General features: G+C 57.8%; 8 protein-coding genes and 1 pseudogene. 7 read left to right on the top strand and 2 right to left on the bottom strand.

All coding sequences use genetic code 11. The annotated features are described in order from the left end of the window. The first annotated feature begins 11 nt into the window (after positions 1-11). Positions 12-617, top strand: coding sequence for an enoyl-CoA hydratase-related protein (locus ACXPVS_RS00325; protein WP_458508133.1), 606 nt, complete (start codon positions 12-14; stop codon positions 615-617). Positions 618-716: 99 nt separating this feature from the next. Here ACXPVS_RS00325 and pyk read toward each other — a convergent pair whose 3' ends face one another. Continuing rightward, positions 717-2,168, bottom strand: a complete 1,452-nt coding sequence (pyk, locus tag ACXPVS_RS00320) for a pyruvate kinase (RefSeq protein WP_458508132.1) — start codon at positions 2,166-2,168, stop codon at positions 717-719. 157 nt (positions 2,169-2,325) lie between these two features. On the opposite strand from pyk, the gene ACXPVS_RS00315 reads away from it, so the two are divergent. Together ACXPVS_RS00315 and ACXPVS_RS00310 are read left to right on the top strand one after the other, a co-directional pair. Continuing rightward, on the top strand, positions 2,326-2,712 hold the full coding sequence (locus tag ACXPVS_RS00315) for a tetratricopeptide repeat protein (RefSeq protein WP_415757667.1): 387 nt from the start codon (positions 2,326-2,328) through the stop codon (positions 2,710-2,712). A 242-nt stretch (positions 2,713-2,954) separates the two neighbouring features. Then, positions 2,955-3,314, top strand: a complete 360-nt coding sequence (locus ACXPVS_RS00310; RefSeq protein WP_123367856.1) for a PilZ domain-containing protein — start codon at positions 2,955-2,957, stop codon at positions 3,312-3,314. Positions 3,315-3,374: 60 nt separating this feature from the next. Here the strand turns inward: ACXPVS_RS00310 and ACXPVS_RS00305 are convergent. Beyond that, positions 3,375-3,572, bottom strand: a pseudogene (locus tag ACXPVS_RS00305) (DUF6124 family protein); the annotation flags it as partial. Positions 3,573-3,725: 153 nt separating this feature from the next. Here ACXPVS_RS00305 and ACXPVS_RS00300 point away from each other — a divergent pair. The 4 genes from ACXPVS_RS00300 to ACXPVS_RS00285 all read left to right on the top strand — a co-directional run bounded on the left by ACXPVS_RS00300 (position 3,726) and on the right by ACXPVS_RS00285 (position 21,152). Then, the gene (locus tag ACXPVS_RS00300) at positions 3,726-7,757 is read left to right on the top strand and encodes a hypothetical protein (RefSeq protein WP_458508131.1); all 4,032 of its coding nucleotides are present in this window, start codon (positions 3,726-3,728) and stop codon (positions 7,755-7,757) included. A gap of 166 nt (positions 7,758-7,923) precedes the next feature. Then, complete coding sequence (locus ACXPVS_RS00295) at positions 7,924-12,660, top strand: Tc toxin subunit A (RefSeq protein WP_458508130.1); 4,737 nt, start codon at positions 7,924-7,926, stop codon at positions 12,658-12,660. Between the two features lie 101 nt (positions 12,661-12,761). Continuing rightward, a complete protein-coding gene (locus ACXPVS_RS00290; protein WP_458508129.1) occupies positions 12,762-16,874 on the top strand; it encodes a Tc toxin subunit A-related protein in 4,113 nt (1,370 codons plus the stop codon). A gap of 69 nt (positions 16,875-16,943) precedes the next feature. Further along, positions 16,944-21,152: a hypothetical protein gene (locus ACXPVS_RS00285; protein ID WP_458508128.1), complete on the top strand. Its 4,209-nt coding sequence runs from the start codon at positions 16,944-16,946 to the stop codon at positions 21,150-21,152. Positions 21,153-21,247: the final 95 nt, after the last annotated feature.

The following is a 21,247-nucleotide window of genomic DNA, read 5'->3' as shown; positions in this document are numbered from 1 at the left end:
CCGAGACCACCATGAGCGATGCCATCCAGCTGGAACGTGAGCGCGGCTTGCTGACCCTTCGCCTCAACCGCCCCGGCAAAAAAAACGCCTTGACCCGCGCCATGTACAGCCACTTGGCGCAAGCGTTGAAACAGGCGGATTGCGACCCTGAAGTCAACGCCGTGGCCGGTGCAGCCGTGGGCATTGGCACGACAATGTTGCTGCATTGTGATCTGGTGTATGTCAGCCGCGATGCGCGCCTTCGGATGCCGTTCGTGAATATCGGCCTTTGCCCGCAGTTCGGTTCGAGCCTGATCCTGCCACGACTGCTCGGGCAGGCCAAAGCCGCTGAGTTGTTGCTGCTTGGCGAAGGTTTCAGTGGTGAACAAGCCGCGCAGTGGGGGATTGCGACCGAAGCCTTGGACAGTGGCGATGCGGTGTTGGCCAAAGCGCGGGAGATGGCGTTGCGTTTCGAGTCGCTGCCACCGGAAGCGGTGCGTATCAGCAAGCAATTGATGAAAGCCCCGGACCGCGAACATCTGCGCAAGGCAATAGAAGAAGAGCGCGCACAGTTCACCCAACGGTTGCGCTCGCCGGAAGCGATTGCGGCGTTGACCGGGTTTATCAAACGGCATTGATAGCCGATCGTTTCCACGCTTGGCGTGGGAGCGATCATCGGAAAGCAAAAAGCCCCGCCATGTGAATGGCGGGGCTTTTGTTTTTCAGCAACCGGTCAATCAGACCATCGGGTCGCCAACGTGCAGGATTTTCATCCCGTTGGTGCCGCCGATGGTGTGGTAGCTGTCGCCCTTGGTCAGGATGACCCAGTCGCCTTTCTCGACTACGCCGCGCTTGAGCAACTCGTCGATCGCGGCCTGGCTGACTTGCTCAGGCGGCAGCGATGCCGGGTCGAACGGGACGGTGTAGACGCCACGAAACATGGCCGCGCGGGCCTGGGTTTCGCGGTGCGGGGAGAATGCGTAGATCGGTATCGAGGAACGGATGCGCGACATGATCAACGGCGTGTAGCCACTTTCGGTCAAGGCAATGATCGCTTTCACACCCGGGAAGTGGTTGGCGGTGTACATGGCCGCCAGGGCGATGCTCTGGTCGCAGCTTTCGAAGACCTTGCCGATGCGGTGGCTGGAGGTCTTGCTGGTTGGATGCTTTTCAGCGCCGACGCAGATGCGCGCCATGGCTTGCACCGCTTCCAGCGGGTACAGACCAGCAGCACTTTCAGCCGAGAGCATCACGGCGTCGGTGTAGTCGAGCACGGCGTTGGCTATGTCGGACACTTCGGCGCGGGTCGGCATCGGGTTCTGGATCATCGACTCCATCATCTGGGTCGCCACGATCACAGCTTTGTTGTGGCGGCGCGCGTGCAGAATGATTTTCTTCTGAATGCCCACCAGCTCGGCGTCGCCGATTTCCACACCCAGGTCACCGCGAGCCACCATCACGGCGTCGGATGCATTGATCAGCGCGTCGAGGGTTTCGTCGTCGGCCACGGCTTCGGCGCGTTCGATCTTCGCCACCAGCCAGGCAGTACCGCCGGCCTCGTCGCGCAGTTGACGGGCGTATTCCATGTCGGCAGCGTCACGCGGGAAGGACACGGCGAGGTAGTCGACTTCCATTTCGGCCGCGAGTTTGATATCCGCCTTGTCTTTTTCAGTCAGGGCCGGAGCGGTCAGGCCGCCACCGCGACGGTTGATGCCTTTATGGTCGGACAGCGGGCCGCCGATCAGCACGGTGCAGTTCAGCTCGGTGGCATTGGCGGTATCAACGCGCATCACCACGCGGCCGTCGTCGAGCAGCAGCTCGTCGCCCACGCCGCAGTCCTTGACCAGGTCCGGGTAGTCGATGCCGACCACTTGCTGGTTGCCTTCAGTCAACGGATGGCTGGTGGAGAAGGTGAACTGATCACCGATCTTCAGCTCGATCTTCTTGTTGGCGAATTTGGCGATACGGATTTTCGGGCCTTGCAGGTCACCCAACAGGGCGACGAAACGGCCGTGCTTGGCCGCGAGGTCACGCACCAGCTTTGCGCGAGCCTTGTGCTCGTCGGGGGTGCCGTGGGAGAAGTTCAGGCGGGCGACGTCCAGGCCAGCCAGAATCAGCTGTTCGAGAACTTCCGGCGAGTTACTGGCCGGGCCAAGGGTGGCGACGATTTTGGTGCGACGGACGGACATGCATAGACTCCTGAGTTCAAGCGCTGAGTGAGGCTACTATGCTCTCCGGTTGTAGTCATTGTTCATATGCACTACTTATTCGTTTGTTTATTGAAACGAACATTCCTGAAGATTTCGCGCCACGGGTCGATACAGAACTCAAGACAGGAGAACCCCCATGCGATTCGTGCTCATTGCCGCCCTTGCCATCAGTGCCCTCAGCGTCACGGGCTGCACCCGTTGGTCGATGAACCATCATTTGAATAACGCCTACAGCGCCTATGACCGCGGCAACTGCGAACAGGTCATGCTTGAACTGTCCAAAGTCGAACGCGCCAGCCGAGCTCGGCCTTACGTGTGGCCGGAAGCATCGATGATGCGCGGTTTGTGTCTGGAACGGCAGAAACTGTTTGTCGATGCGGCGCAAACCTACCAGTTCATCATCGCCTCGTACCCGCAAAGTGAATACGCCTACCGCGCCCGCGCCCGCCTGGAAACCTTGCAGTCGCTGGGTCACTATCCGCTGCGAAGTGCTGCTGCGGTCGTGCGCCCGACGCAGTTCTGATTGTCGTAGTTGCTCAAAGGCTGGCTCACCTGCAGTGGTGAGCTATAGTCGAATAGATCGGTTTAAAGGCTGCCTCTGAACCGAGGTAACACCTGTGATCGGCAGGAGTAAGCGACAGCGGCTTTATGGACTGTCGCACCGGGATCGGGGAGAGCGCGCCCATGCCTCTGTATAAAAAGAAGCAGGCCCGTTCCGAAGCATTAGTGCGGCTCTGCTTAAGAGCCTTGCCGGGCCATTTGCGCATGTTCACTGACCGCCGGATCGAGCGGCATCAACTGCCGTATTTTCTAAGAGTGTTCAACAGCGTCACCGACAAACCCATCGGCTTTCTGGGCAACGTGTCCGAAGACGGGCTGATGCTGATCAGTCAGTTGCCGATGATGATCGGCGCCGATTTCGATTTGCGCCTGAAAATCCCCGCCAGCGATGGCTGCATGCAGGTCATTGATCTTCAGGCGTGTTGCCTGTGGTGCCATGAAGACACGACCCCTCACCACTATGACGCCGGGTTCAGCCTGCAACGGGCACCGCCGGAGTATGGCCAATTGGTCAGCGCCTTGAAGCAATACTTCAGTTTTCAGCCGTTGCCTGCTTCGGCCTGAAATCTACGCAATCTTGGCGATGACGTCAGCGCAAACAACAAAAAACCAACGGCTGAAATGCTACGTCGTCTTGATCGCCATCTCGTTCGCCAGCGACCTCTCCACCAGCAACAACCCCAACTCACTCATCCGATAAATCGCCATCGCCAGGTGACGCGGTCTGTCGTCCAGGCTTTCAGCCAGGTCGAGCAGCAGAATGCTGACGGTCGAAAAGGTCTCGTAGGTCTGGATGGTCAAGGCTTCGGCGGTTGCATCGGGGCTGAGGGGTTGAAAACATTGGAGAAAGTGATGGGGTGTAGGATGACCGTTCGTCGTTACTGTCACATTTGACAGGTAGTAGAAGCTTGAGGAGTGGCATAGAAATAAACCTGAGTCCTTTATCACTAGAGAAATGAACTTAGGGGGTGTTGTATGTCAGGCGACTCGGACGAGAAAGTGTCTGCTGCGGGGGGCGAGGATTCTGCCAGTAAAGAGGCACGTAATCTTGAAGAGTCTCTTTCTGGAGATACCCTGCCGGCCCCCGCCGAAATCATGGTCGCTGGGGCATTTGAGTCGCCAGGGTTATTACTTAGTGGATTGGAAATTGGGTATCCTCCTAATCGAAGTATCGTCAACCAAAATCGTGGATATATACAGTTCAATATTGCGCAGCAAGGTTGGCATCAGGCTACGATTGTTTTTATGGTTAACTATAGAACCGTCTTCTCGAGAGAACAAATTTGGTATCAAGGTGTTAATTGGAATTACTTGTACAGTGATAGTCCTAGCGTTGGTGTTGGGGATTACGCAACGTGGTGGTATTTTAATGACCGGAAATCTGACATTGTTTATAGGTCTGTCTATGTAAGTGATTTACCTGTCATTGATTTTCCGGCTCAAAATGCCATTATCTCTGAACGTTATCCGCGTATTTACGGAACGGGCGGCGGGGATTGCACTCTGCAAATTGTAAATAATCGATTGATTGGTTTTTTTGGAGGTAGGTTCAGTGCGGCCGAGAACGCTTGGTCTATCTATCCCGACGCACCTCTGCCCTACGGTGATTATTCAATCTACCTTGAACAATCCAAGGACACTTACACTACTCGTCGCACCGCAGACCGTACATTCCGAATAATAGGGGCGGAAGTAACTCAGCCGCGAGCAAATGAAGTTGTGCGCAGCGACTTGATTTCCTTCAAGGGCGCAGCCAATGTAAATGCCAAAGTTTGTGTGGTCAGGGCGACCAATCATTGGGATGTGTTCAGCGAGGTAGTTACCGTTTCAGTTTTCGGTCGATGGGAAGCGCGGCGGAATGTAATGCTGCCAAGTGGTGACATCAGTGTACAAGCTCAATACATATTGAGTGGCGTCCCCCTCGGTTATTCGGACCCCGTGACTTTTAAACTGTTAGGTGCGCCGGCCATCACCGGCCCCGCTACCGAGCAGAACATGTCGTTTAACGTGACCGGCAACAATGGCTTGCCGGGCTCCATTGTCGATATCTATATCGATCTGGCGTCTACGCACGTGGGACGGGGAGGGGTGTATAACACCGGTGACAAAACCTGGTACGCGACAGTGAACCTTGAGCCCGGCACTGTTTCGTTGGTGGCGGAGCAAAGCCAGGCAGGCGTGAGCTCCGGGAGAGGTGTTCCGCGCGAGTTCAGAATCCGCCCCCCCCAGTTACCGCCAATCACTGTCACGTACCCCAACGAGACCACTGTGCGCTTGTCCGGCACGGCATATAACGCTGTGGGCGCGGATACGAAGGTCCATATTCATTACAGGAGCAATAGTTCGCCGGCCTTGCCGGATGTCGCTGTCTCAAACGGAAACTGGACAAAGGACATCACGGGCCTGTTGCCAAGTAACTCTCAATACGCATACGACGTGCAGCAGAGCGTTACTGATGGCGTCGGTGGTCGGATCAGGAACACGGGGTGGACCGAGGCACTGGTGACGGTGAATACACCCATGCCGACCCTCAATGCTCCCACTCTGAGCGGACAGATCCCGAGGTTCAGTGGGACGCGCAATGTTTGGGAGGGCGCTGGGGCGGGGGATATTCAAATCCAGCTCAATAACCAAACACATACACTCCTTCCGAACCCGCAAGGTTCGGTGACATCCTGGAGTATCACGGCCACGGGCAAGATTGCCCCGGGCAGTTACACCGTCAAAGCGCGGCAAGGAATCAATAGCCGCTGGTCGGAGTTTACGGTGCTGAGTGCGCCGCTGATCATCAAACCTGACCCGTCGCTCGTCACCAAACCCGGCAGCGCGCCCGTGGAGCTAACGACAGAGTTCAACGGCACCACCTGGCCGAATGCCGATGTCGTCGTGCGCTACAAGGATGGCGCGCAGATCCACGCGTTCAAGTCCAACGCCACGACAGGGAATTGGGGTTTTAACGCCACGCTGAAGTCTCCCGGCTCGATCACCGTTCAGGTACAAGCGACGTTTGGCGGACAGGCATCCACCTGGAAGGATCACACCTTCACGGTCAAAACCCCGGTGCCGGGCATTACTTACCCGCAGAACAATAACGAGGTGGGTTTCAAACTCATCGTCCGGGGCACGAACGCTTTCCCGGGCAGCACGATCAAAGTGTGCGACGCAACGAGCAGCAACAAGGTGCTGGGGCAAACGACCGTATCGACCACGGGTGCCTGGGCGGTTGAGCTCGACAAGGAGTTCGAGAAAGAGGGGCAGCAGGTTATCTATGTCGTGCAAGAGTTCGGGACGTATCCATCCGAACCCAGTGACGAGATAGTCTTCAACGTCAAGGTGGGGTTGCCGGTCATCACCACGCCCGCTGCCAATGCCCGGTTTGCTCGCAGCAGCGAGGTGGTGGGAACCGGTATACCCGGAGCGTCGGTCACGCTGAAGATTGGCAACACGGTGATTGCATCCGACATTCCGGTGGGCGCGAATGGCCAATGGCACCGGACTGTCAACCTGCCGACCGTGGGCTCGACAACAATGGTGGCCGAGCAGAGTTACAAGGGCGGGAAGCGGGCCAGTATCGATCGTGTGTTCACCGTCGTGCCGAATGCGCCGGTGATCGAAAGCCCGAGCGGGGGCGAATTCGTCACGCCAGCGTGGGTAGTGGCGTCCGGGGCGGGTTATCCCGGCGATACGGTGAGAGTGACGCGGGATGGTTACACGGAGGTCATCGGTAGTTTTGTGGTGGGTCCGCAGGGTTACTGGTCTGGCAAATTGACCCATGTGCTGGGAGGGGCAGATCCTTACTTGTATCGTGCACTCAGTACCCTTAATGCCGTGGTGTCGGACTGGAGTGTCGCCAGCGTGACGTTGCTCGCTGCCGGGCCGACCCTTTACGAACCGGCCGCCGGTGACTGGGTGGGCGCCCAACCGTTTTACCGGGGGCTGGCCACGCCGGGGGCGGCGATCACCGTTGCCTCCTGCTTCAACCCTGCGCAGGTGCTGGCGTCCACAACTGCCGATGCCTACGGGCGATGGGAGATACAGAGTTCGCAGACGTTGCCGGAGGGGGCTTGCCGGGTCGTGGTGCAACAAATCTCTGGGGGCGTCGTATCGGAGCGGGTCGAAAGCGGGCGTTTTATGGTGGAGAAATTGCCCAGGGACTTCACGGCACCGACGATCGATTATCCAAAGCCAGGTGACCGCGTGGGGCGCAAGCCGGTGATGTCGGGCAGTGGTGTGCCAGGGGCGTATGTTCAGATTTTTAAAGCAGGCGTCCTCACCGAATTGGCCGGTGGTTTCGTGGACCGCGAGGGGCGTTGGACGGCCAGTTTCACGGCAGCGTTGCCGGTAGGGGCGTTTACCTGTTCTGTTCGTCAGCTCCGGGATGATGTGTCGTCGGCCTTGCGGCTGTCGAATCAGGCGTTGACTGTGGTTCAGGTACCCGCCAATTTTCCAGGCCCCGTCATTATCGGGCCGCAGATGAACGAACAAGTCGAAGTGCAGCCACTGATCAGCGGTACTGGCATGCCGGGTGCCCGTATCGATGTGCATAAACACAACAACCTGACGCAGGTCGAAGCCAGCGCCATCGTGGATGCACAGGGCGTGTGGTCGGTTCGTCTGCCTGTGCTGACTGTTGGACCGCATCAGATTGTGGCGCGACAGTTTATCGACGGCCAGCTCTCAGTCTTTTTCGGCCCGATCAACGTCACCGTGACAAACACAATCAGACCCCTGGTCATGCTCAGCCCACAGAGCAACGCCCAAGTCCCCCCTCGCCCATTGATCCGCGGCATCGCATTGCCGGGGGCGACCGTGAACCTGCGCGAGAACGGTGACGGTAATACCGGTTACGGCACGGGTGTGGCGGACGCTCAGGGGCATTGGGCGATCGTCGTCACACGTACGTTGCCAATTGGCCCGTTTGTCATTACCGGGAATGTAACCAAAGCAGGGACACCGTCTGGCTGGATGCCGGTGCCCGTCCGGTTGCGGGTGGTTAACGCGGGTTGAATGAGCGTTCATGTCGATGCGTGAATATTTAGATAAATAGTTGCGTTTACTGTCATTTATGACAGTAGGCGCGGCTCCGATGCAGGTATTGAATCTCCCCACAGTACGCGCTTTTCAAGCGCCCAGGCCGATGCTCGGCGCTATCGGTCAATCAAGGAGCATGACAATGACAGGTTCCAGTCTTCGTCCCAGCCAGCAACTGCTGGTTAATCTCTTCGATGAGGCGCGCATTGCCCGGTTGGGCACGTTGCAGGCGTTCATGGACAAGGGCGGTAACGTGTTCGATCTGGTGCAGCGATGCCACGCCGATCTGTGCAAGGAGTTCAAACTCACCGCGCACGAGGGGCGTCTGTTGCTGCAGCGCAGTTACAGCCTGGCCCGGTACCTGGCGCGTGAGTTCCGCGAGCAGCGTTTGACGCGCCACGAGGATGTCGGCCGCGGGCCCCGTACCGGCGTGCGAGCGCTGGTTGACGGGCCGACGTTCGCCGATCTGTTCAAGCCGGATCTGGCCAACAGCAGCCCCGCCGGGTCTATTGAATCGAGCGTTTCCCCGGTGGCGTACCTGATGTCGATCATTCAATGGGCGTTACTCAATGTTGAGCCCAGCGGGGCGCCAGGGCAAAGCATTGGTCTGAACGTGCGACGTCCCGATCTGTGGGCTCTTTTGATCGACGAGGGCGCGGTCAATCGTGTGGAACCGGCGATCAGTATCGTGACCGAGGTGTTGATGGCCAACATCGAGGCCAACAAGCAGGTCCCGTTGGACATCGACGGTTTGCTGATCACCGCGCGCTACCCCAATACACTACCTTTCGACCGCTCCTGGCAAACCATTGAACATGCCGTCAAGGCTCGCAGGACGTCCAACCTGCTGGGCGATATCGTGCGCCTGACTGACTTGCAGTATCCGTACTTCAAGGAAACGGGTGCCCGTGGTGCCAATTCCGATATTGCCTTGCGCATGACGTCAGGCCTGGCACCCGGACAGCAGGCACTGTTGACCGAGCCTGGGCGCACGCCCGCCTCGTCCTCCCGCGGTGATAAAAGACCGGCGCTGCCCTGGGTCAACCCGCGAACCCGGCATGTCGTTGAGCCATCGAATACTCCGATCGAGGACTTTTTTCGGGACAACTTCAACTGTGAACGCTATCAGGAATTGCTGGACCTCGATGCGTTCAGCCGGGCCACGCAGCTTGATCAGACCGGGGTGGAGGCGCTGTTTTCCATTGGCTCGTTTGCCCCTGTGTTGTCTCCCAATGCCCCGGCCCTGCTCAGGGGGCGAGACCCGCTCAAGCCGATCGACGAAACCAATCCTGCCGCACCGACCACCCCGGTCGATTTCGGATCGGTGTATGTCAATGGTGGCCAGGGAGAGCCGATCTCTCTGCAAAGGGAGAGCAACGGCAACGCAGTGAATTTCAAGCTCAAGAATCTGGACAGCAGCAACCAGCATCGTTTTGACCGCATCAATCGCAAGGTGCGCCTGGATCGCTGGCTGGGTCTGGCGGCCTACGAGACTGACCAATTGATCATTGCGTCAATCAACGCCGAAAACCGTGGAGGATCGGCGCGCGTCAAAGTTATCTGGATCACTGATGACACGATGCGCTCTATTGGCCTGTTTCAAGAGTTGCGAGGCGATTACGGCTGTACGGCGGAAGAGTGTGCGGCCTTTCTGGACGTTGTTTCGGTGTATGGGCGGGGCAAGGAACTCTCGCAGTTCGACCGTATTTACAACGCGCAATCGTTGTTCCTCAAGCCCCTGCAGATCGATGACGTCGAGTTCTCCGTGGTCCCGCAAAACGACGAAGATCAACGTACCGCCGATCACATTTGTGCGGCCCTGGGCATTACCTTCAGCACTTACCGGTATCTGGCCGTGTTGATTGCGATTGCCCATGACCCGGGGGCCGGCATGTCGGCCATGAAGCTCAAGCGCAGCCTCTCGGTGCTATCGAGTTTTTATCGACTGGTGCGGTTGCCTCGCTTGTTTGGCATCAGCCCGCTGGAAGGGGTGGCGCTGCTGGATTTTCTGGATACCGAAAACGATGGTTGGCTCGCCCGGTTGGCGGGGCCTACGCAGGTTGCCCTGCACAAGTTCACGACGCAGACCGATACGTTGAGTGCTATCCATGCAGCGCTTACGGCAGTGTTTTGGAGCCGGCACGAACAGTTGAGCGCAATGTGGCTGATGCAGCATGTGCAGCCGGTGCCGGTGCCGGTGGCGGCGGCCGATGCGGAACTCAAGTTGCTGGAGCAATTGAATACCCAGCTGCAACCGGTACGCATGAGCGAAGTGCTACTGCTGGACGCAGGGGTACCACCCGACAAGCCCCTTCGAGGCTGGATGCAGCTGCTTGCAGAGTTGGTGGACGGTGCCGGGCTGATAATCGGCCGGAGCGGGGAGTCCGAAAGCAGTTACCGGGACCGCGCCAGTGTGGAAATCAATGCGGCAGTGAAGGCCGCCGGCGTTCCGTTAGAGAGCATGCCCTGGGTAGAAGACACCATCCTGACGGCGGTATTAAAGACCCGGACGGGGCAGCGCACGGTGGTGCAGGAAAGTTTTGCGGTGTATCTGGAGTTGTCTTCGGACCTGGTATTGCCGGTTATCGACTGGTCGGGCGGTAATGTCTATCAACTCCTTGACCAGGCGATCAAGGCCATTCCCGCAGGCCTGCCGGCGGAAGCCGCCGAGGAGCCGGTTGAGCCCCCTGAACCTGAGGAGTCCGAGCGACGGGAGTTTTTGCGGTTGCTCGTCGAGTTGAGCCGGCGCAGTAGCGTGGCCCGCGAGATCAAGCTCAGTTCGGCGATGTTGGTGCAGTACCTGGAAGGTGGACAATCGACCTGGTTCGGCGTGGAGGACAGAAGCGAGCTGTCACTCAGAACCATCTTCTATCTGACTCTGTACGGTCGGGCCGTGAAACTGGCCAGGCAACCGGCTGAGAAACTGCTCGACTACTTGAAAATGGTCAATCAACTGCCCGAGGACCTCTCCGAGGATGCCCTGAGCCTGGTACGTGATGCGGCGGCCGGGAAGTTGGCCGACTTTTTCGGCTGTGGCATCAGAGACGTTCTGGAGTGCGCCGCCCATGTCAACCCGCCTGCGCAGGACGGATCCGAGGCACCCAAACCGCTGATCCGCAACCTGCCGCAACTGGCGTTGCTGTTGCGGTTACTGGAAGGCGAGGAGCTGACAGGCATGGGGTTCACAACGTTGCTGACGTTGGGACGTTTGACGCCTAAAAGCAGCGACGAAGCCTATCGCGAGGCCGCAGAGCGTGCGCTGGAAAGCCTGTCGCGGGTGTCTGTGGACGGACAGGACGAGCCCCTTGGCGAGTTCGGCCAAAGCCTTGATGTACGTTGCCAGGTGGACAACAAAAAACTGGTGGCCAATGTGCCGGGTGAAATGGCGACCTTCACTCTGGTCCTGCGCAACTTCGCCGGTGAGTTGATGAAGTATGTCGATGTGTACTGGAGCCACAGCGGAGTCGGGGTGCTGTTGGATTACGCCACCCGTACCGACCATGAGGGCAAGACGTCGACCCGATTGCTGGCCGAGAGTGAAATGGGCGCTGCTCATGTGTCGTATAGGCTGGACATGCGTGAAGAGGTCCATGCGGGCACCGTAGTGATCGATTGCGGTGATGCTCTGTACTTTGAGACGTTCAGTAAAGAGGTCGTGCCGGATCGCGAATTGCTGGCCGATGGAAAAGACACCGCCAGGGTTTCGGTGCGGGTCATCGATGAATATGGAAACCTGGCCATCGGCAAGCCGATTTCCTGGTCCTCGATGTTGGGCACGATCAGTCCGGAAGAAACCTTCACCAACAGCGAGGGTATCGCCAGAGTGTACGTGACTAGCCGGCAGCCGGGGGCGGAGAGAGTCATTGCCCGCCATGCGCTCAGCGGGGAGGCCACAGTGTTCACCGACATCAGATTTGTCGATGAGCCCCGCATCAAAGCCTTTTATATCGACTCGGCAGCCGTGTCTGGCCAGTCGTTGCGGTTGGTATGTGATGTGATCGGGTTAGACGGTAAAGGGTATGCGGGCTACGACGTTCGATGGAGTGTGGGAATCAATGTGGGAACCGCGAAGACCGATGAACACGGTCGTGCTGTCTGGACGTCCAGGTTGGACAGCGCAGGTGAATCGGAGGTGACGGCGGAAGTCGGCACGCTCGGTCTGCAGGAACGTATAGAGATCTTTGTGGCTGAGGATGTGTTGATTACGGACTGGTCCACCGACTATAGGGCGCCTGTCGCGGGGGCGCGTGAGCCGAGCATGCTCTGGATCGAGCTCAAGGACAGCCTCTCGGACGGTGCTCGTCCGATCCCGAAGTATCCGGTCAGATGGAGCATTGAATCGAGCTCGAAAAAAGGGGCCGCCCCCCAAAGCATTACGATCGAAACCGATTCGGCCGGGCGCTCGACGTTCCCATTCAAGGTCAGTAACGAAGGGGCGTACAAGGTAACGGCACAACCGGAAGACCAGGACTCCGAGGAGGTTTTCAACCTGACCGTCGAGGCGGCTTTCATATGGGACGTCAAGCTCTTCAGGCTGGAGGACGGCGTCGAACACCCCGTAGAACAGGTGAACGACACGCTGCCCTTGCTGAGAAACAGTCGCTACCGGCTGGAGATCGAGCCGGTGAGTGCGCTGCCCGAAAGGGAAAAGGCGACCGCCGTTGTCGGCTGGAGTGCCGTCCATAGCGCCGCCGCAATGGGCATAACGTTCACGCCAAGGCTTGCCGCTACCGAAGCGTTTAAACCGGGCGAACCGTTGTCCTGGCTCATCGATTGCGCCGATGTGCGCGATGGCGATTTCCAGTTGGCACTCAATTGCTCGCAAGTGAGCGAGCTTTTATTTTTGCCGGGCACGTTGAGAAAACCTGCCGCGAGCTGAATGTCTCGCCGGGGCACCAGGCCCTGGCGTTCGGTAAACCACGGTTGCCCCTGCGCCCGTTGTCGGGCTGAGGCATTGAGTTAACAGGATGGGAGTCCAACATGTCGATGTCCAACCAGGGCCCAATGGCTCAGTCATTGCTCGACGCCGTCGCCAGCCTCGCGCGCAATACACGACTGATTACACAACCGGGTGGCGTAAAACCGGTGACCCGGGACGATTTGTACGAGCTGTTGTTCGTCGACCCGCAGGTCAGTGCCGAGCCTCGGACCACTCATGTGGCGCAGGCGATCGCCAGCGTCCAGCAGTACATCAACAGCGTATACAACGGCATGGAACCGGGTTATTCCGAGGCGCGTTTCGACCCTGAAGATGTGGAGTACTGGCAGAACATCGAAAGTCGCTTTGATATCTGGGCCGCCAATCAAATGGTCGAGGATTACCCGGAAAATTTTATCGATCCCTCGTTGCGGATCAAACGGACGAGTTTGTTCAAAACCCTTGAAAGCAACCTGAACCAGACGCGGCTCACCGAAGATTCCGTGCACAGTGCGATCAAGGAGTATTTGCGAGCCTTCCAGGAAACCTGTGACATGGAGGTGCTCAGCGGTTATATCGACCGCAGCGACTTCAAGGACGCCACTTATTATTTCATCGGCAGGGAGCGCACTCCGCCTTACCGGTATTTCTGGCGTAAGGCGCGGATCGATGTCTCTGCCAACCCGAACTATGTCAACCCGACGGCCTGGGGCGAGTGGCAATCGATCGATATTCCGTTGACTGAAACGATGCTGGATATTCGTCCCGTGTTCTGGAGGGGACGTTTGTCCGTGGTCTGGGCCACCTGGGCCGAGGCGCTGACTAACGATGAAGGTCAGCAGGTGGAGCCGGCGCGGCTGGACGTGCTGGCGTCTTTCGTGACAATCAGCGGGCAATGGTCCGCTCCGGTGACTTTGCACCAGTCGCAGTACGACAAGGACTTTGAACCGTTAACGGGGCGTCTGGTAGCGGTGGTGTTTGCCGAGCAACGCGGCGCGGATGACAAACTGGCGGTGTGTTTCACCGGCCTCTCATCGATGGACGAGGATGACGACGGCAAGCCTTCCATCTACGAGATCCGTGACACGCTGTTTCGCAAGCGGCCGAACGAAATGGCCGCCCTGTTGGAGTTGGCGCACGTACGGTTCAAGGACCGCGATACGTTGCAGTTCTCCGTCATGCCGCAGGAGCGCATTTCGTTGACGGTGGACAGTACAACCAACGAGTCGGGAGACCTGAATGAGCACCTCAAGCTGGAGGTGACCATTGCGCGCGAGTTGGTAGCCGGCACGCTGAAGGACGTCCTGCGGGTGCGGGGGACCTGCGACAAGAACCTTGGCGGCGTGGAGGCGACGTTCAAACTTGAATCCACCACCGCGACAGAAGTAGACCCGGCACCATGGACAGGCAAGCTCAAGATCGACGGAAATCTGCGCACGCCGTGGATGAAAATAGAACGCGGTGGTGGTGAATTACCCATCAATAAGGCGATTCCTTTTGTGTTTGGGGCCGAGGGGCATGGTCGCAACGCTTTCGAGGTGAAGCTGTCCTCATTACCGCCAACGTATGTGGTGCCAAAACTCCATCGAAGCCCCGACTCGGCGGCGCAGTTTCTGGACTTCAATCATGCGATCGCCGGGCAAAAATTCCGTTACACCCGACTGAATACGCTGATTGGCCCGCAACTGGTGGCCCGGGCAGATATTTCCGTGGCGGCGGTACTGGACTGGACGACCCAGCATTTGCCAGAACCCGCGCTGCCCGGTGGTGCCGTGGAAATCAATGGCCCCTTCGACGGCAGCAATGGGCTGTACTTCTGGGAGTTGTTTTTTCACCTGGTGCACCTGGTCACCCATCGCCTGCGCGATGAAGGGCGTTTTCTTGAGGCTCAGCGCTGGAGTCATTACCTGTTCGATCCGCAATTGAAGGCGCAGTCTTTTGCGGAGATCGAACCCGGTGTGCCGGACGCCCCCGACTATTGGCGCTGTCGGCCGCTCAACCTGGCGGGCGACATTGCCCATGAACTGGCCTTGCCCAATGACCCGGACGCCATTGCCTATGGCAAACCCAGGCATTACCAGATTGCCTTGTTCATGGGGTATGTGCGTACGCTGATCGAATGGGGCGACTGGTTGTACCGGCAGTTGACCCGCGACAGTCTGGCGGCGGCGCAATTGCATTACTTGCGTGCGCAGTCGCTGATGGGCGAAGCCCCTGAGTTTGGTACGGCCAACGATTGGGTGCCCCAACCCATCGAAGATCTGATTAGCGAACTGGGCGAACGTCAGACATTGAGGGAGTTCGAGCAAACATTTGTGCTGTCGGCGGACACTTGGCCCCAGGGCACGACCACCCGACCCCGACTGGAGATGCTGGGGGTCAACGTCTTTCGGGCACCGCTCAACCAGGAGTGGCTGAATACTTACCGTGAAATCAGTCAACGAATGTTCAACCTGCGTCACTACCTGACGCTGGATGGCAAACCGTTGTCCCTGCCCCTTTACGCGCCGCCAGTGGACCCTCGGGAACTGTTGCGGGCACAAGCGGCCGGCACCGATGGTCTGGCACGACGGATGGGGGGGCAACTGGTGGTGCCACCGTATCGGTTCCGCACGATGCTGGAAATGGCCTTGCGTGCCGTGGAAACCCATGCGCGTTTTGGCGAGCAATTGCGCCTTCATATGGAGCAGCGTGATCGCGGCCAGCAGGAGGAATTGCAACAGAGCCATTTGATCGAGTTGGGTGCCTTTGCCGAAAATGTTCAGAAGGAAACCATCAGCCAGTTGCAAGAGGCCAGGAATGCGTTGTTGCAAACCCGGGGGCAGGTGCAGGCACGCATGGTGCATTTCGAGCAGTTATCCCGCGAGAATGTGTCGGTGGTCGAATACGAGGTCATGGATCAAATACTGGCTAGCAAAATATTTGCTGCCACGGGTTCCGCGTTGAACGGCGTGGGCGCCATTGTCGATACATTTCCCAATGTCTTCGGTCTGGCCAATGGCGGTCATCAGGTTGGCAGCCCCTTTCGTGCTGTAGGTTACGGGATGCAGGTGATCTCGGAAGGCTTGCTCATGGACGCCGACCGCATGGCCAACTCCGAAAACTACCGGCGCCGCCAGCAAGACTGGAACTTCAACAGCCAGCAGGCCAGCCTTGAACTGCTGGCGATGGATCAGCAACTGCTGGCTCATGACCACTCCATCAGCGCGGCCACGGCGAGCCTGCGCCAGACCGAAACCGCGAGTGCCCAGGCTCAGGCGCTTTACACGTTTTACAAACAGGAGCGCTTGACCACGGTCGAACTCAGCTCCTGGATGCTGGGCCAGATGAAGAACCTTTATTTTCCGGCCCATGATGCGGTGATCTCACTGTGTCAGACCGTTGAAACCTGCATGCGCTACGAAACCGGCGACTATGACACCAAGTCCTTTATTCGCCCGGAAGTGTGGATGGAGAAGTACCACGGCCTGACGGCGGCCGAGTCGCTGAAACTGGACTTGCTGTTGCTGGAAAGCGAGTACCTCAAACGTCACGAACGACGGCTGGAACTGGTCAAGACGGTGTCGTTGCGACAGCTGTTCGACAATCCGGTTCATGAGCCGGAGCCAGGCTTTGCCAATTGGCGGGAGGCCCTGAAGGTATTTGATCCCGTTACCGGGTCGGGCAGCCTGAACTTCAACCTTCCCCAAAAACTGTTCGACCTCGATTACCCGGGGCATTACTGCCGGCAGATCATTTCGATCAGCGTTTCGCTGCCAGTACTGGTGGGGCCTTATCAGGACGTGCGAGCGACTCTGGTGCAGCGTGGCAGCCATACGTTGACCAAACCACTGTTTTCAGCGGTGCAGTTCATGCACGGCGTGAAGGACAGCGCGGCGGGGCCGGATATCAAGATCAACGTGCGTAACAGCCAACAGATCTGTGTTTCCACTGGCCTGGACGATAACGGCATGGTCGTCATGGCGACCGACGACCGTTACCTGCCCTTCGAAGGTACCGGTGCGGTGTCGAATTGGACGTTGAGCTTCCCCCGGCATGGCAAGGAAGAACAAGCGTCAATGCTTGCGACTCTGAACGACATCATTGTGACCGTCCGCTATCTGGCCAGGGATGGCGGACCGGAGCTGGCACGCGAGGTGGAAACGCTGCTCGCCCCCCCGAAGACGACGCCGTGAGTTCCAGCGAGGGGTTTTCGGTGGGTTGCGCAGTCGGCGACTTTGGTTGAACACAAGGACTTGATCATCATGAATAAGAAATCCGTAAGGAAAGGCGAGAGCCTGATAGTCAATGGCAGTTTTGACAAAGATGATTGGTTTGAAGGGTGGAAAAAGGGTGCACCCCCCCACCACGCTGCCAGCCTGGAGGAACCCGATTATGAAGGGGGACGGATCTACGTCGCGCGCCTGGTCGTTCAGGCAACTCTCGAGCAAAAGTTTCCATTGCCGGTGCTGCGCAGCGAGGGTGTGACTCATGTATTGAGCTTTCTGTATCAAAGTACGCGAGCAAACGGCTTTTTCCGAATCGCCCACGATGATGTATGGGGAGAGAACATTGACCTGCCGGTTGGGACCGTGGTGGCGTCAGACGACCCGCCGAACGAGATCCTCTCGGTAGAGGACCCTCTGGATTTCATTCCCGCGTATCGCGAATACGTAGTTGACCTTCAGCCCAATGACCGCAATGAGTCACTTGCCGTGCTTTTTGGTTTTCCGGACGTACGCGAGCCCGCCGGCATGAGCTTTACCCGTGTGCACTTCGGGATTCAACTGGAGCCTTTGCAGCTGCTTCATGTGCAGGTCGATGAGCAGACGCACGCCGATGGAACCGTTTATGTGTGCCGGGGAGCCACTGGCGTCGGGGCCTCGCACAGGCTGACGTTCCAGGAGACGGCTGGCGGCGCGTGGCAAGGCTCCGAAGTTGCCTTATTGATGGCTGACGAAAACGAGGACCTTGACCCAAATGTGGTCATTGACCCCGAACTGAATAAATTGCAGGTGCTGGAAAGCCCTTGGTTATTCAGTATCTCGGACACTGCATCTGTGCGTGAGCTTGAACTGATGATTGTCAGCAGGTGGGATGCAGAACCTTATCCTTTGAAACTGTCGATCGGCGATCACCGCGTCGCATTGGCAGACCCCAAAAACGGTGATTTCGATCCGATCGTCAATAAGCAGTCAGTCCGTCTGACAGGCACGGTGAAATCGTTTTACACCGACCTCCCCCTTGTGGATCGCCGGGTTGTCTGGTTGCTGGAAGGTGAGTCGAAAGTCACCCACACCGACAGCTCCGGTGGTGTCGACGTTGAATACTCGCCTGCGGTAACCGGCCTGCAACAGGTCAACATTGCGATCGATAGCCCTTACTACACGTCCGGCGAGTTGAATGAAACGCTGGAAGTCAAAGTGCTGGCGGCTGATCCATTCGACACTGCACAGGTGGCTTTTGAGGGCGGAGCCCAATCGTCCTGGGGTAGCAGGGCCGGCTATCCTCACCGCGGGGGAGTGTTCACCGTCCGCGTGAGTGCGTCGCCGGGCAGCGAGCTGCCGGACTATCCGTTGATGTTGATCTGGAAAGGTGAATCGGCTGAGTCGCTCGGCGTTACCGTGACTCCGCCACTGAATACGACTGTTGATTGGCAAAGCGGGGAGGTCGTCTGGACACTCGATTGCACTCAGGCAACGAAGGACGGCGAGTTTGAGTTGCTGTTGGCGGCAAAGCGGTTGCAAGACACGTCCAGCTCCAATCGGATGTCGCTGGGGCTCAACCGGTACATTGTCGGTGATACGCGCCAGGCCAATCGCTCCCCGGTAATCGATCAAGCTGAGCGCGTGCAAGTGCTGTTGCAGCTTGTGGAACCTGAGACCCGGGAGGGTGTGGAGAACGTGGAAGTCGAATGGCAGACGCCTGGCGGTCTAGTCAAGACGTTCACCGGCCAAGGGGGCTGGACGGAGTTGTCCTATCAGCCGACTTTAGATGGCACTCAGTGTCTTGTCGCCACAATCCAAGTTCGCGGCGAGGAGGGCGAACCGCTTGAAGAGACATTCCCGTTCACGGCCTGGCGGACGAACCCCTGGAAGGCCGAGGTTGAGTGGACGATCGGCAACCCGCTCGTACCCGCAGCGCTCGGTTTTGTCTGCTGGCGCGGCGAGACCGTTACCCTGACACTTACACCCAAGTCTGGCAGCCAGTTGCTCGACAAGGATGTAACGCTGGACTGGCGCAATTCTGATCCGGACCTGGGACTGACGTTTGACCCACCCATTGGCGTGCCAAAAAAGCTTACCGCTACCGGACTGCAATGGACGATCACGGGGGGGACAACGAAGAGCGGCAGGTTCGAGTTGAAGCTGAGCGCTCTCGAGGTGATCAGTCAGGACCTGGAGCAGTCTGGCCGATTGATCTCCCGAAATCTTGCCGATGAGGGCCGCGTCTCGCTGGATACAACCCCGGTGCTTTCCGCTGTTTCGTCGTACCCGTGCCTTGGGGCGAAGCATGCATTCTCATTCCTGCCCAATCCATTGGGGCCTCTGTCCGGTTTATCGATGGTACTCGACTGGAACGGCATACCGGTTGAGCAACTGAACGTGATCGTCGAGCCTGCTGTGGGCACTGGTGTCGAGATCTTATCGGGTGGGGCCCGATGGTCGCTCGATTGCCGTAACAGCCAGCATGCAGGCGACTTCTCACTGCAGTTGACGTTGCCTCAACCGGCTATGTCCTCGACATCGATGGCCATGTCACTGGGGCACAACCGGCTGGAAATCATCGGCCAGCGCGAGGCGACGATCAGACCGGTGCTGGCGGAGAATGAAAGTGCCAGGGTGTGGGTTCAAGTGGGCTCGTTTTACACAAAAGCCCCCGTGGCGAATATTCCCGTGAGCTGGAAAGGAAAGGAAGATGCGCAAGCGTTGATCGTGCCCACTCGGGGGGACGGCTGGTCATCCTATGCCTATCAACCGAAGACCACAGGCCCGGCTGAGGTCAAGGCTGAGGTAAACAGCCCTTACACGGGGCAATCATCATCGGCTTCCCTGGAGGTTGACGCGTTGCCGACAAGCCCGTGGCTAGACATGGTCTTTTACCGAGACCTTGAGCCGGGTCAAAAACTGGGGGAAAAAACGGCGTTTCCACGTCGCGCCAACGATTATTCGTACAGCATTGCCCCTTCAGTAATCGGCAATCCACTCATGGATATCCCTGTGAGGTTGGGCTGGGCGGGGACATTGCCGAACGACCTGAGCGTAACCGTGGCACCGGCGCTGGGCGAAAAACGGTTGATGGGCATGGCAGGGCTGACATGGAATGCTGAATGTGGCGATAAAAAGGACGGAAGTTTTCGTTGGTTTGCCGAGGCTGCCAATTTGCTTGAGCTGTCGCCACAGCAGTCGTTTTCATTAGGCATCCCGTATGACCGCCCCCTGCCCTCGATTCTTCAGGCTGATGACAATTGCCTGAATCTTGCCTTGTTCGCCGGTAATCCGGTTATCAATATAGGTCTCTGGGAGGGAATTAAAGTAGGGCAACTGTGCTGGTTGAGTTGCCGTTGCACCAGTGCCTCGGGTCGTGTTGAAGTCATTCAGCTTTGGAACGCTGCGAAGGTCAACGCTGCGGAGATCACTGCCGGCCGTCTGCACAAGCAAATCCCGCGAGACAGATTGGTTGCGTTGGGAAATTTGACGGAACTTGAGGTGATCTTTTCCTGGGGGGAGACTACTGATAAGAACAAGGCGATCAGCTCTCTGGTTGCACGCTATACCGTGATCGATATGGAAATTGCTGAAGCCGTCGGGGAAGTGCTCAATCTTGCAGTGTTCGCCGGTAATCCATATTTCAATATAACTATCTGGGACGGTATCAGGATTTATCAAAAAGTCTGGTTGAGTTGCGAGGACGAGAGCGGCGAAGTCTTTGAACTCTGGAGAGCTTCGAATGTTAATGAATCAGAGGCCGAAAATGGCTTGAGTGCAAAGATTCCTCGAGGCCGTCTGGATGCGATGGACAACGGAGTGAAACTGGAACTGATCCTGTTCGTCACGTTTAGTGGTAGTGCTGATAAATCTACGGCAACCAAATTTCCGGTTATGCGCTATACCTTGGTCGATCTGCCTCCCCCCACCATTGATAAAGCTGTCGGGAATGCACTCAAACTTGCAGAGTTCAGCGGTCATCCGACTATAAAAATGGAGGCCTGGAAAGGCATAACAGAAAATCAATTTGTCTGGCTGAGTTGCAAATGTACCAGCCCCTTGGGCTCTGTTGATGTCATTGATCTTTGGGTCGCCTCGAGAATCCTCTCGCGAGAGCTAAACGGCTTGAGCAAAGCGATTCCGCGAAACCGTCTGGAGGCGTTGGTTAATTTGTCGACACTTGAGGTGATTTTTCTCTGGGGCAAGACCAACGATAAGAACAAGGCGCTCAGTTTTCCGGTTGCAACATACACCGTACATCTGTGAGCAAAATCCGGAGGGGGTCAGGTGTTGTCTTTGTCCGAATGGCGGGAACCGCTCGCCGGGGACAGTACGAAAAGTCGCCGAGCATCGATCGGGTA

This window comes from Pseudomonas sp. Ma2-10 (genome assembly GCF_054330215.1).
The sequence above is the reverse complement of the archived record's forward strand: the minus strand, read 5'-3'. Positions and strand labels throughout refer to the sequence as shown.